Origin of the sequence: Roseofilum halophilum BLCC-M91 (genome assembly GCF_030068445.1) — a bacterium.
GTDB classification, from domain to species: domain Bacteria; phylum Cyanobacteriota; class Cyanobacteriia; order Cyanobacteriales; family Desertifilaceae; genus Roseofilum; species Roseofilum halophilum.
Genome location: NZ_JAQPOK010000021.1, coordinates 14,532 through 28,012, shown reverse-complemented (window position 1 = coordinate 28,012; position 13,481 = coordinate 14,532). Strand labels below are relative to the sequence as shown.

The window sequence follows — 13,481 nt, the reverse complement described above, 5'->3', positions numbered from 1 at the left end:
TAGGGTAAATGCAAGGGATAAGAGTGCGTCAGGGGTAATCTGTTTTCGAGTTAATGTTATCAAGAGATTTCTCTTTTGGAGAACATCACCATAGAGTTCAATAATTACGGGTGAGAGGATTTTAAGATTTTTTGATATCTTCCCTCCTAGAGTACCCAAACTTACCCTATCCTGGATCGCTAGAATCTCGTATTTCTGAGGAAGGACGCAACCAATAGGCAAAGTCAGGAGCGGTAAAAGCTTGGCGAGTCGCCGGTTTTTCCAAATTTAATAGGGTGGGACGCTTAACTCCAGGGAGAACTTGGATATCATACAACTCTTGAGCTACGCTGGAAAAGGTCAAGCGGCCGATCGCCTCCCCAGTTTCCACATTAATAAGCGCTACACCACAAACTAAACTCGGAAATCGAGTTTGCAGGGGCAAACCGCCAAAAATAGAGGTTTCTCGAATTTGGGAGAGGGCGACTAGGGCCGTATTTCCCACAAAAGCTAAACCGCGACCAAAGCCAGGTAAAGCACAAACCACATCATAAGTATAGGTTTTCGGATCGATGCGCCACAGTTCCCCCGTACCAGAGTTGAGCATCCATAAATAGCCCTGATACCATCGTGGAGAATGGGGCATGGAAAGCCTATCTAGGATGATTTCGTTAGTCTCTACGTCCAGAATAATGCCGCCAGTGGCTTTGTTCGATCGCCATCCCCCAACGGTATTACTTTTGCCTAGAGCAGTGACATACTTGGGTTTTCCGTTCACCATCGCCAAGCCATTTAAGTGACATCGGTCTTCCGGTGCAAGTTCAGTGATAAACGGGGGTTGCCATCGGGGAATGAAGCTAAAATCATGACTGAGGGTGGCTAAACAGGAAAATCGGGTATTGACAATCCAGATATCCTCTTGTTGGCCAAAACTGAGGTCATGGATATTGAGATCTCCCGTCCAGTAGCTGACGCGAGGTAAATAGAGGCTATCATAGCGCCCCGGTTGATTTTCTAGGTAATCAGTGGCAAGGGTGGGAGCGTTTGCACAGACGATCGCTTGATGACGGGTGGCGATCGCCAAACGATCGCCGGATACAGCCAAACCCATGGGTTTATCAAACTGACGCAAGAGTAGATTAATCTGCTGTCCATTCCATCCGATGACGGCCACACTACCGGCTTGATAGGTGCTTAAAATAAGACTATGATTAGCCACAGAGAGCCATTCAATAAATCCGGGATCGGCATCACAGGCGATCGCCGTCTTTGCAGGAGAAGCCAGTTGGGGGTCAAAAGTCATAACTGTCTTTCATAGCGGTTTTCCAGAAGTGATTTCGGATGAAATCCTATTTTATTGTTATAACTAAGCTGTAAGTCATTAATTTTTGGTATGAGGGGGTTGCACAGCGTGAAGGTCTTATTAATTTATCCCGTATTTCCACAAACCTTTTGGTCTTATGATACCCTCTTGGACTTAGTAGACCTCAAAGTACTGTTTCCCCCATTAGGACTGATCACCGTCGCGGGCATTTTACCCCAAGAGTGGGACTTTAAATTATGCGATCGCAACATCCGCCCCGTCACCGAAGCCGAATGGGAATGGGCCGATCTCGTCATCCTCTCCGCCATGATCGTGCAAAAACAAGACCTCATTGACCAAATCCAAGAAGCCAAAAAACGAGGCAAATTAGTCGCTGTCGGCGGCCCTTATCCAACCTCCGTCCCCAACGAAGCACAAGCCGCAGGAGCCGATTTCCTCGTCTTAGACGAAGGAGAAATCACCCTACCTTTACTGGTTGAAGCCTTAGAAAAAGGCGAAACTAGCGGCATCTTGAGAGCCACCGAAAAACCCGACGTAACCATCACCCCCATTCCCCGCTACGACCTGCTAGAATTCGATGCCTACGACTCCATGTCCGTGCAATTTTCCCGTGGCTGTCCCTTTCAATGCGAATTCTGCGATATTATCACCCTCTATGGTCGTAAACCGCGCACCAAAGACCCCCAGCAACTCTTAAAAGAACTCGACTACCTCTATGAACTCGGTTGGCGCAGAGGCGTATTCATGGTCGATGACAACTTTATCGGCAACAAACGCAACGTCAAACGGCTCCTCAAAGAACTCAAAGTTTGGCAAGCCGAACATCACTATCCATTCCGATTTAACACAGAAGCATCCGTAGATTTAGCGCAAGATCCAGAACTGATGGATCTCATGGTCGAATGCTATTTTGATGCCGTCTTCTTAGGGATCGAAACCCCCGATGAAGAGAGCTTAACCTTAACCAAAAAATTCCAAAATACCAGAGGCTCTCTATTAGAAGCCGTCGATACCATCACTCGCCATGGCTTACGCCCCATGGCAGGATTTATCATTGGTTTTGATGGAGAAAAAAAAGGAGCAGCCGATCGCATCATTCGCTTTGTCGAACAAGCCGCCATTCCCACCGCCATGTTTGGCATGTTACAAGCCCTACCCACAACCGCCCTATGGGATCGCTTAGAAAAAGAAGGACGACTCTTTTATGATGGCAGACAAGATATCAATCAACGGACGTTAATGAACTTTATTCCCACTCGTCCCATTGAAGAAATTGCCCAAGAATTTGTTGATGCCTTCTGGACACTATACGATCCCGAAGTCTTCTTAGAGCGCACCTATCGCTGTTTCCTCAAACTAGGAGCGCCAAAAGCCACTCCTCCAGCCAAATTTCCCAATTGGAAAGATCTCCGCGCCCTAAGCATCATTATTTGGCGACAAGGCGTTAAACGGAAAACACGCTGGAAATTCTGGCGTTATCTCATTTCAATTCTGCGCCAAAACCCCGCCGTTTGGGAGCATTACCTCATCGTTTGTGCCCACATAGAACACTTTATGGTCTATCGAACCATTGTCCGAGATGATATTCACGGACAACTTCAAGAGTTTAAGCAGAAACAAAAACAACTACAAACCACTCCATCTCTTCTCGATTCAGTCGCTCACTCTTAACTTCAGCCCTGAGATCCCCACACCCAAACAGTCTCTGGTCAACCTCTGGTAAACCAGAGACTCCTGTTCTCTGTCCCCTTTCATGGTATCATAAGTCAGCTTAACCCCTAGACTTAATCACTTCTAAATCATGCCTACTCGTAACCTTTCTAACCGCCCAATTCTCCTGGGTATTGTCGGTGATAGCGCTGCTGGTAAAACCACCTTAACTAAAGGAATCGCTCAAGTGCTTGGAGAAGATAGCGTTACCGTGATTTGTACCGATGACTACCACCGATATGACCGTAAACAACGGGCAGAAATGGGCATCTCTGCACTGCATCCCGATTGTAATTATCTGGATATTATCCAACAACATCTAGGGCTACTGCGAACCGGTCAACCCATCCTCAAACCCATTTATAATCACGATACGGGGATGTTTGACCCCCCCGAATATATCGAACCCAAACGGTTTGTGATTGTTGAAGGACTCTTGAGTTACTCCACCCGTGTTGCCAGAGACAGCTTTGACGTTAAAGTTTATCTAGCTCCCCCAGAAGATCTCCGCAGTCAGTGGAAAGTTAAGCGCGATACTCGCAAGCGCGGATATACTGAAGAACAGGTAATCGCACAACTGCGGAAACGGGAATCTGACTCGGAGCAGTTTATCCGTCCCCAACGGCAATGGTCAGATATCGTCGTCAGCTTCTATCCCCCACAAGATCGCACCGAAGAAAATGACCTCTTATTAGATGTTCGTTTAGTGCTGCGCCCCACCATTCCTCACCCTGATTTTACCGGTATTTTGGAACCGAGCCGATCGCACCTCAGTTCCGCCATTCGCCTCGAATTAGACCGGGATATGAATAAGCCGGTAGATGTCTTAGAAGTCGATGGCCATGCCACAGATGAACAAGTGAAAGAACTGGAAAAAATCCTCTGTCATGATGTACCTTATTTAGGTAAATTCTGTAGCTTAGAAGGCAACGACGAAATTGGTAAACTCGTAGGCACAACTGGCGAAATTCTCCAAAGCTATCCATTGGCACTCACTCAACTGTTGATTACTTATCATATGCTGAAAGCCGCCAATGTTTACGAGTAAATCCTGTGGGATCATAAGTCCCTCTCGGAGTGGGAGAGGGATATAAGGAGAGGGCACGATCCCTCTAAATTTTTTTTAATTTTTAATTTTTTCGGCTGTCGCCGACATGAAAAATTTTAATTTTTAATTGAAATGACCTACAGTATTCGGATGCTGGATCTCCCCACTAGCGAACGCCCCCGCGAGCGACTCATTGAGCTGGGAGCCAGTCATTTGACCGCAGCCGAGTTAATTGCCATTTTATTAGCAACCGGGCAAGGAAAGGGCAAATTATCCGCCGTGGGGTTGGGGCAACATCTGTTAAAAGAACTCAGCGATGGGCAGCGCAACGCCCTAGAAGTGCTGCGCGATATTAGTCCCCAAGAATTAACCAAAATTCATGGCATCGGCCCAGCTAAAGCTACTACTATTTTAGCGGCGATTGAATTAGGAAAACGGGTGTTTGAATTGCGTCCAGTGAAGCCAGAAATTAATAGTCCCGATGAAGCCGCAGCCGCTTTAAGTCATCAGTTAATGTGGCAAAATCAAGAAAAGTTTGCTGTCCTATCTTTGGATGTGAAAAACCAACTTTTAGCCACTAAAGTGATTACCATCGGTACAGCTACCGAAACTTTAGCTCATCCTAGGGAAATCTTTCGGGAAGTGATTCGCCAAGGGGCTAGTCGTTTGATTATTGCCCATAATCATCCCACGGGAAGCACGGAACCGAGTGAGGAAGATATTGAGCTAACGAAACAGTTATTGCAGGCGGCTCAATTGTTGGGTATTCCGTTGTTAGATCACCTGATTTTGGGTCAGGGTTCCCATCAGAGTTTGCGCCAAACTACGGATTTGTGGGATAATTATCAAGAGTTTGGTTAAGTATTATTTACTGAACGGGTTATTGTTTTTATTTTATATGGCGTTTTGAAGCAATCAGCATTTTGCCCTCATCCCCTAACCCCTTCTCCCGCAGGCGCTGCCCTGCTTGCCCTGAGCGAAGTCGAAGGGAGCGAAGTCGAAGGGAGAAGGGGTACAAGTCCCTCTCGGAGTGGGAGAGGGATACAGGGAGAGGGCAAAATCTGGTCTATTCAAAAATTGATTAAAAATAGTATTGTGAATGAATCATGCTACAAATTCCGCGACAAATTGCCCAAGAATTAAACCTCAATCTCTCTCAAGTGGAGAATGTGCTGCAACTGCTGCAAGAAGGGGCGACGATTCCGTTTATTGCTCGCTATCGGAAGGAAAGAACGGGATCGCTCGATGAAGTGCAGTTGCGGGAAATTGCCGATCGCTCGGTTTATCTCTCGGAACTGGAAGGGCGGAAAAAGAGCATTCTAGAGTCGATTGAGAGCCAAGGAAAACTGACGGATGAGCTGAAGGCGCAAATTGAAAATTGTCAGCAAAAAACGGAACTCGAAGATCTTTATCTGCCCTATAAACCAAAGCGCAGAACTCGCGCTACGATTGCGAAAGAAAAGGGACTGGAACCTTTGGCGCAACTGCTGCAAGATTTGAATCGTTCTCAAGGCTCGGTTTCGTCTTGGGAGGAATTGGCTAAAGCCTATTTAAATCCAGAAAAAGGGGTGGAGACGGTGGAAGAGGCGCTCAAAGGTGCGGGTGATATTATTGCGGAACAAATTGCGGAAACGGCGGCTTTGCGTTCTCAAGTGCGGGAGCAGATGATGAAAACGGGGGCGTTTGTTTCCCAAATTAAGAAGGATTATCCGGAGGGAACGACGAAATATGAGATGTATCGCAATTATAGTGCCCCGGTGAGTAAGATTGCGGCCCATAATTTGTTGGCTCTGTTTCGGGGAGAGGAGGAGAAGGTTTTAAGGCTGGATTTGGATTGCGATCGCGATAAAATCCTAGAAAACTTAGAAGCGCAGATTCTCCGTACCCGTAACCGGGTGTTGCGTCCCTGGTTTCAGGGGGTGATTGAGGATAGCTTTAGTCGGTTGATGAAGCCGTCTTTAACGTCGGATATTCGCAATGAGTGTAAGTTGGCGGCGGATATTGAGTCTATCCAAACCTTTGAAACGAATCTGCGGGAGCTGTTGCTTTCTCCTCCGGCGGGAATGAAGCCGACGCTGGCGATTGATCCCGGATTTTGCACCGGGTGTAAGGTGGCGGTGTTGGATGAGACGGCGAAGTTTCTGGAGTATCAGGCGATTTTTCCCCACCAGGGAGAGCGGCAAAGGCAAGAAGCAGCAAGGGTTCTGGTGAAGCTGATTGGGAAGTATGGCATTGAGTTGATTGCGATCGGCAATGGTACGGCTTCCCGCGAAACGGATCAATTTGTAACCGAAGTGTTGCAGAATTTGGAGCGCAAACCGATTAAGGTGATGGTGAATGAATCGGGTGCTTCGATTTATTCGGCTAGTGATTTGGCGCGGGAGGAATTCCCCGATTTAGATGTGACGGTGCGCGGTGCAATTAGTATTGGTCGGCGGTTGCAAGATCCGTTGGCGGAGTTGGTGAAAATTGACCCGAAATCAATTGGGGTGGGGCAATATCAGCATGATGTAAATCAGAAGTTGCTGAAAAAACAGTTGGATGAAACGGTGGAAAGTTGCGTTAATTATGTGGGGGTGGATTTAAATACGGCTTCGATGCAACTGTTGTCGTTTGTGTCGGGAATTACGCCCACAATTGCTAAGAATGTGGTCAAGTTCCGGGATGAACATGGGGCGTTTAAGAATCGTCGTCAGTTGCTGAAAGTGCCGAAGTTAGGGCCAAAGGCGTTTGAACAAGCGGCGGGGTTTCTGCGAATTCGTGAGGGGGAGAATCCGTTGGATAATACGGCGGTGCATCCGGAGAGTTATGGGATTGTGGAACAGATGGTGAAGGATCTAAATTTGCCGTTAGCGAGGGTTGGTGAAATTGCGGATCGGGTGGGTAAAGTGAATTTACAGAAGTATCGGACGGAGGCGATCGGATTGCCGACGCTCAAAGACATTGTAAATGAGCTTCAGAAGCCGGGACGCGACCCTAGAGCCAAATTTGAATACGCGACGTTTAGAGAGGGCATCAATGAGATTACAGACCTGAAAGAGGGAATGATTTTGGAGGGGGTGGTATCTAATGTGGTGAATTTTGGCGCGTTTGTGGATATTGGGGTACATCAGGATGGGTTAATTCATATTTCTGAAATGGCGGATTATTTTGTGAGCGATCCGAAGGATATTGTTAAGGTAGGACAGGTGGTGAAGGTGAGGGTTTTGGAGGTGAATGAGAAGTTGAAACGGATTGGTTTGTCGTTGAGGGTTTAACCCTATGGCAATTTACAGCGCTCCTAAGTCCTCTCCCCTCTTGCCTTTTGCCTTAATCGAAACACTCGGGCGATCGCCCTTCAGCGTCTCTAGTGGGGTTGGCTGATGATTAATTCCAAATCTTCTGGAGTAAATGAGTGAATCAGGTTGAGGGTGTAGGGAAAGACGGTAATGGAATGGGAATAGGCAGCCGTTAAATAGGGTTGATAACTGTCCTTGTTGAGCAAATGAACATTGAAAAAGGCCACAGCCAGAGCGCGAATGTAAGTCCCGACAATTTGCGGATCGGGTTCTACCAGTTCTCCGACTTGAGGGACTAAGGACATGGTGAGCTTGGTCAGTTGTTCGGTGTGGGAGCTACCATAAAGAAGACAGAGATATTTATGGGGTGTGGTTAGCCAGGTAAAAGGTTGTACTTGTTCGGAAATCAGGGGAGTGACTGGATCGCTATCTCCACCAGAAATTAAGACCGGAATATCAATTTTTTCCATGCCCGATCGCCCAAATAAGCGGCTAACTGGGTTAAGAACATAGATAGCTTTTACACGAAGATCGTGTAAGGTATGCTGTTGATATTCTTCCGGGTTTAAGCTGAGAGCGCGACATTGCAAACGCAGGGCAATATCTGCCGATCCTAAGATCTGTTGGCACTGCTGTTCTAGGATAGTAAAGTCAATGGTTGCTCCAGCTAAAGCCAGGGCAGTATAACCGCCAAAGGAATGCCCCCCAACCCCAATGGCTTCCAAGTTGAGGCGATCGCCAAATTCTGAGGCGTTGCGTCGCTCTAGCTCGTCGATCAGAAATTGAATATCTAGGGGGCGATTAATAAATTCCAACCGCTCAAACACTTCAAATTCCCGACCCGTGAGCAAGGCTTGCAAGTGTTGCAAGTCACTGCCGGGATGTTGGGGAATGGCGACGAAAAACCCATGGGAAGCCAAAATCGAGCCGCCGCGTGTAAAGTGTTCGGGGTGGCTGGCTAAACCATGGGAAATAATCAAAATCGGCAATTTTTCGTTTTTCTGATGTTCGGGAATATACAAATCCACGTAAAAGCGGCGATCGCGCTCTCGATCCACTAATTCAATTTGCTTCGTGGTAAACCCCCTCTCTCCCGGTTCCCGAATATCCGGCAGTTGCTCATAATCAATATCCGGTTCACTCTGGATTTCTGCCTCGGCTTTGCGTTCAATTTCAGCCACCACTTTATCAGTCGTTTTAATTAAATCCTCTAGGAAATTTCGCAGGGAAAAAATTTGATTAGAATTCACTCGTAATTGACGAGTCGGAAATCTTTTCAGAAAGTTCAATAAGGTCATCCCTTCTGGATCGGCCGCCGATAAAACCAAGGCTGAACGAATCGACAAGCCGCCATTAAATCGCGAGTCCGTTTGTATGATTTTGCCTAAATCTGTAATGATTCCCCGACCCATGGGAGACGAGAAAAACTTAGAAATAGCAACCGGCCCAACTTCAACGTCTCCAGGTAATCCCTCTTCTAACGCTGCTTGCGCTTCTAAGGGAGCGGTTAGAACTTTACGAAAATTTTCCTGCCCTTGTGGTGTCAGAAACTTAAGGTAAAAACCGAGTTGGTCGCTCACTGTTCCCTCTTCAGCAAACGCTTCTAGATCCCCAACAGATAAATAAAATTCTAAGAGTCCATAATTTAAAACAATTTGTTCCGCGCTATAACTGGGCAGTGCGGTAAAAATTGCTGTTGATGCACCTAAAATGAAGGCAGTTATGCTCTGGGTAATTCCTAAACTTTGAAGGCTTCTCCAGATTCGCGGCCCACTTCTAATTTTCATAGAAAGGAAACTCCTGAAATTTTAGAATATGACTTTTTCTAATATACTGAGTTGGGGACTCTAATCCAGAACAGTCAATCCTATAGCAGAGCAGGTTGGGTTGAAGCGGGCAAGACTCCCGCACTCCTCGAATTCTTTAGATACAGCGCTTTGCGCTGTTAAGTAATGAGTAATTAGCAAGAAAGTCCCTCTGAGTGTTGTGTAATATCAAATCTATTTATTTACGCTACAGATCTCTGTAGGGGCGGGTTATACCCAAATCTTGTAGACTGACGACTATTTTTGTATTCATGTCCGCTTGCGGAAACCCGCACGAACCCACTGGAGTGGGAGCATCTTGCTCCCTGGATGTTTAATTAGGGTATTTAATCCGACTTGATATGAGTTAGCGCATCACTAAGAAATCACGTTTGACTCCCTCTGCGACTTCTAAAACCATTCGTCTCGCCCATTGGTCAGCCTCTAGGATATCCTCTAGGGAGGGATGGGAAGTATTCTGAACTTGATGGCGATCGCACACTTGTTCAATCACCTGGGGAATTTCTAAAAAGCCAATTTTCTCATCTAAAAATAAAGCAACCGCTTGCTCATTAGCCGCATTTAATACCGCCGGCATCGATCCCCCGGCTCTCCCGGCAGCATAGGCTAATTGCATACAAGGATACTTATCATGATCCGGGTGTCTAAAGGTTAAATTGCCCGCTTTGACTAAATCTAAGGTTTCCCATTCTGTATAAATTCGCTCTGGCCAAGAGAGAGCATAGAGCAGAGGTAAGCGCATATCCGGCCATCCCAACTGCGCCAAAACCGAGGTATCTTGAACCTCAATCAAGGAATGAATAATACTTTGGGGATGAATCACAATCTCGATCTTATCGTAATCCATACCAAACAAGAAATGGGCTTCAATCACCTCTAGACCCTTGTTCATCAGGGTGGCTGAATCAATGGTAATCTTGCGTCCCATCGACCAATTGGGATGTTTCAGGGCATCACTGACCTTGGCTTGGGCTAACTTTTCTACCGGCCAATCTCGGAATGCCCCGCCAGATGCGGTTAAAATAATCTTACGCAACCCTCCTTGGGGCACACCTTGCAAACATTGGAAAATTGCGGAATGTTCTGAATCTGCGGGTAATAATTTTACACCATATTCTTCGACCAAGGGTAAGACCACTGGCCCGCCAGCGATCAGGGTTTCCTTATTGGCTAAGGCGATATCCTTACCTGCTTTAATGGCTGCTAGGGTCGGCAGAAGTCCGGCACAGCCGACGATTCCAGTAACCACACTTTCGGCATCACCATAACCAGCGACTTCGACGACCCCAGCTTCTCCAGCGACTAAAATGGGTTGGGGATCGACTGAGGCGATCGCCGCCTTCAATTCAGGCAATTTATCGGGATTACAAATAGCTACAATTTCCGGTCGAAATTGCTCAATCTGTTGTGCCAGAAGGGTAACATTATTACCGGCTGCCAATCCCACAATGCGAAATTGATCGGGATGCTCGGAGACAATATCAAGGGTTTGAGTACCTATCGAACCGGTGGAACCAAGGAGAGTAATTGCTTTCACGGATTTTTTTTCAGAATCGGGGATCACAAAACCCACTATACCAGTTGAGAGTTAACCCTTGATAGCTTCTGGCCATCTCAGAGAGATAGAAATGGGCTAACTTTTAACGACTCGGTAACAACTCACCCAAAGCACTCAACAACCGTTCAATACTCTCCGGACGGCTATTATGGCCCATCAAACCAATACGCCACACCTTACCGGCCAAATCACCCAAACCGCCACTAATCTCAATATTATACCGATCCAGCAATTGGCGACGGATATCGGCTTCTTGCACCCCATCTGGAACCCGAACCGTTGTCAGCGTCGGTAAGCGGAACTCCTTGGGCACATGACAAATTAATCCTAATTCAGCCAACCCATCCCAGAGCATTTGGGCATTCTTCTGATGTCTTTCCCAGCGAGACTCTAAACCCTCTTCCGCCACCAGACATAAAGCCTCATACAAGGCATAATTCATATTAATCGGAGCAGTATGGTGATAGGTGCGTTCCTGACCCCAATACTTACTCACCAGGGACACATCCAAATACCAATTAGCCACCTTAGTTTGTCGCTTATGGATCTTATCTAAAGCCCGTTGATTGATAGTTAGGGGAGATGCTCCCGGAGGGCAGCTCAGGCCTTTTTGGCTACAGCTATAAGCCAAATCAATGTTCCAATCATCGATAAATAAGGGGAAACATCCCAAACTGGTTACCGTATCTACCACCAGCAAACAGTCAAATTCTCGACACAATTCCCCCAGTCCTTCTAACGGTTGACGAACGCCCGTTGAAGTTTCCGCATGGACAATACCCAAAATAGCTGGACGATGGGTAGAGAGAGCCTTTTTCAATTCCTCCAGCGAAAAGGCTTCTCCCCATGGTTTGTCAATTTGCCGCACATCCGCCCCATACCGACCCGCCATATCCACCATACGGCGACCAAAATACCCTTTAACGGCCACCAACACCACATCATTGGGTTCTATCGTATTGGCAAAAGTGGTTTCCATCGCTGCGCTACCGGTTCCACTCACGGGAATCGTTAAGCTATTATCCGTCTGAAAGGTATAGCGCAGTAGCTCTTGAATCTCTTCCATCAATTTCAGGAAACAGGGATCGAGGTGGCCCACTTGGGGACGACTCATGGCCTCAATCACCCTTGGGTCAGCATTGGATGGCCCCGCACCCAATAGCAGACGGGGAGGCATTTCTAAGCGCGGAGAAGAGAGCTTATGGGCGTTGTTAATCGCAAGGACAGCGGTCATGGATAGTAATGTGTACTAACTTTATAATTGCATTGATGCTAAGACATCCATCATACCGAACCTCCGTCTTTTATGATATTTCGTCTTGTTAAGTTTCCTCATCTAGCACGTCTCTTCTAAAAATGCTCTAAAATTCGCACATTTAGTAAATCTATCCATTAGAATCTTAAGTGAATCTAAAGATTGGTCATCTTTATCCCTCATGATGCAGGCCACTCCCGAACAGCCCCTCAAACCCGATCCCCCTCTTCAACTCCTCTTATTTGTTGATAAGCGTCCCTATGCAGGAGAACAAATTCGGCAAATCCGTTGTTATCTTCGTAATCTTGCCCAAGATCTCGATTTTGAGCTAATGGTCGTGGATGTGAGCGAACAACCCCAACTCGCGGAAAACTTTAAGGTGGTGGCTACTCCGGCGTTAATTAAAATTCATCCCCAACCGAAGCAAACTTTAGCCGGGAGTAATTTAACGAATTTAATTGAGAATTGGTGGCCGCGCTGGGTGCAGTCGGTTGAAGAGTATTTGGAGCAGGAAGAATTAGTTGGGTCTGAATCGTCACCATTGACTACCTCGATTGCCTATTCTGCTGAATTGCTGCGCTTATCGGATGAAATTTTTCTGCTGCGCCAAGAAAACACAGAGCTAAAAGAGCAATTACAGTTTAAAGACCGGATTATTGCTATGTTAGCTCACGATCTGCGAAATCCTTTGACGGCGGCGGCTCTAGCTGTGGAAACTCTAGAAATTGGCTATAGTGCAGAAGATAGCCGAGCTTCCCGGTTTACTGCAACTCTCACGACTCAATTGCTGAAACATGCGCGTACTCAGATTAAGGCGATTGACCGAATGATTACGGATATTCTCCAAGTGGCTAAAGGTAGTAATACGCAAATCCAGGTTCACCCGGAGAAAATTGACCTCAAAGGATTATGTCAGGCGGTATTTAAGAATTTTGATGAACAATTACAGCAAAAGTCCCTCCATCTGGAAACTGATCTGCCTCACGATTTACCCCTGGTCTATGCCGATCCCCAGCGAATTGACCAAGTGATGACCAATCTGTTGGACAATGCGATTAAATATACCCCTCCAGAAGGTTCGATTAAGGTTTCTATTATGCACCGCACTACCCAGAAGATTCAGGTGAGTTTTTGTGATACGGGGCCGGGGATTCCTCTTGAGAAACAGGAAAAGATTTTTGAAGACCGCTTTCGCTTAGAGCGCGATCGCACTACAGATGGTTATGGTATTGGCCTATCCCTCTGTCAGCGCATTGTTCGCGCCCATTATGGGCAAATTTGGGTCGAATCCCTCGATAATCAGGGCAGTTGCTTCCACTTCACTCTACCGGCCTACCGTCCTTAACCCCTGTCTAGAAAAAAATGCTCCGGTTCTTGACTGTTTCTATAATTTTGTGCTACCTTAGTTAAGGTTCAGTTTTATGAACGTGGGTCGCTAACTCAACGGTAGAGTACTCGGCTTTTAACCGATTAGTTCCGGGTTCGAATCCCGGGCGACCCATA

9 protein-coding genes and 1 tRNA gene are annotated in these 13,481 nt (G+C 46.7%); 6 read left to right on the top strand and 4 right to left on the bottom strand.

Features of this window, described 5'->3' with window-relative positions; translation table 11 throughout:
* Positions 1 to 166 precede the first annotated feature (166 nt).
* Entirely contained in the window at positions 167 to 1,282 is a 1,116-nt protein-coding gene (locus tag PJF56_RS03000; RefSeq protein WP_283761159.1) for a TIGR03032 family protein, read from the bottom strand.
* 108 nt (positions 1,283 to 1,390) lie between these two features.
* Here PJF56_RS03000 and PJF56_RS02995 point away from each other — a divergent pair, with 108 nt between their 5' ends.
* The 4 genes from PJF56_RS02995 to PJF56_RS02980 all read left to right on the top strand — a co-directional run bounded on the left by PJF56_RS02995 (position 1,391) and on the right by PJF56_RS02980 (position 7,318).
* Positions 1,391 to 2,974, top strand: a complete 1,584-nt coding sequence (locus PJF56_RS02995; protein WP_283761158.1) for a B12-binding domain-containing radical SAM protein — start codon at positions 1,391 to 1,393, stop codon at positions 2,972 to 2,974.
* 130 nt (positions 2,975 to 3,104) lie between these two features.
* On the top strand, positions 3,105 to 4,061 hold the full coding sequence (locus PJF56_RS02990; protein ID WP_283761157.1) for a phosphoribulokinase: 957 nt from the start codon (positions 3,105 to 3,107) through the stop codon (positions 4,059 to 4,061).
* Positions 4,062 to 4,193: 132 nt separating this feature from the next.
* Entirely contained in the window at positions 4,194 to 4,922 is a 729-nt protein-coding gene (gene radC / locus PJF56_RS02985) for a RadC family protein (protein WP_283761156.1), read from the top strand.
* Positions 4,923 to 5,167: 245 nt separating this feature from the next.
* Positions 5,168 to 7,318, top strand: a complete 2,151-nt coding sequence (locus PJF56_RS02980; RefSeq protein ID WP_283761155.1) for a Tex family protein — start codon at positions 5,168 to 5,170, stop codon at positions 7,316 to 7,318.
* Positions 7,319 to 7,407: 89 nt separating this feature from the next.
* Here PJF56_RS02980 and PJF56_RS02975 read toward each other — a convergent pair whose 3' ends face one another.
* The 3 genes from PJF56_RS02975 to PJF56_RS02965 form a co-directional block, all read right to left on the bottom strand.
* On the bottom strand, positions 7,408 to 9,126 hold the full coding sequence (locus PJF56_RS02975; RefSeq protein WP_283761154.1) for an alpha/beta hydrolase: 1,719 nt from the start codon (positions 9,124 to 9,126) through the stop codon (positions 7,408 to 7,410).
* 385 nt (positions 9,127 to 9,511) lie between these two features.
* Positions 9,512 to 10,702 (bottom strand): 1-deoxy-D-xylulose-5-phosphate reductoisomerase, encoded by a 1,191-nt coding sequence (gene dxr, locus PJF56_RS02970; RefSeq protein ID WP_283761153.1) that lies wholly within the window; start codon positions 10,700 to 10,702, stop codon positions 9,512 to 9,514.
* A 103-nt stretch (positions 10,703 to 10,805) separates the two neighbouring features.
* Positions 10,806 to 11,957, bottom strand: coding sequence for a pyridoxal-phosphate-dependent aminotransferase family protein (locus tag PJF56_RS02965; protein WP_283761152.1), 1,152 nt, complete (start codon positions 11,955 to 11,957; stop codon positions 10,806 to 10,808).
* Between the two features lie 205 nt (positions 11,958 to 12,162).
* On the opposite strand from PJF56_RS02965, the gene PJF56_RS02960 reads away from it, so the two are divergent.
* Both PJF56_RS02960 and PJF56_RS02955 read left to right on the top strand, forming a co-directional pair.
* Positions 12,163 to 13,323, top strand: coding sequence for a histidine kinase (locus tag PJF56_RS02960; RefSeq protein ID WP_347179427.1), 1,161 nt, complete (start codon positions 12,163 to 12,165; stop codon positions 13,321 to 13,323).
* Positions 13,324 to 13,407: 84 nt separating this feature from the next.
* Positions 13,408 to 13,479: transfer RNA gene (locus PJF56_RS02955), tRNA-Lys, on the top strand.
* Positions 13,480 to 13,481 lie beyond the last annotated feature (2 nt).

Coding starts and splice junctions, on each gene's coding strand:
- radC (WP_283761156.1), top strand. CDS start 4,194: ATGACCTACAGTATTCGGATGCTGGATCTCCCCACTAGCGAACGCCCC.
- PJF56_RS02960 (WP_347179427.1), top strand. CDS start 12,163: ATGCAGGCCACTCCCGAACAGCCCCTCAAACCCGATCCCCCTCTTCAA.
- PJF56_RS02980 (WP_283761155.1), top strand. CDS start 5,168: ATGCTACAAATTCCGCGACAAATTGCCCAAGAATTAAACCTCAATCTC.
- PJF56_RS02990 (WP_283761157.1), top strand. CDS start 3,105: ATGCCTACTCGTAACCTTTCTAACCGCCCAATTCTCCTGGGTATTGTC.
- PJF56_RS03000 (WP_283761159.1), bottom strand. CDS start 1,282: ATGACTTTTGACCCCCAACTGGCTTCTCCTGCAAAGACGGCGATCGCC.
- PJF56_RS02965 (WP_283761152.1), bottom strand. CDS start 11,957: ATGACCGCTGTCCTTGCGATTAACAACGCCCATAAGCTCTCTTCTCCG.
- PJF56_RS02975 (WP_283761154.1), bottom strand. CDS start 9,126: ATGAAAATTAGAAGTGGGCCGCGAATCTGGAGAAGCCTTCAAAGTTTA.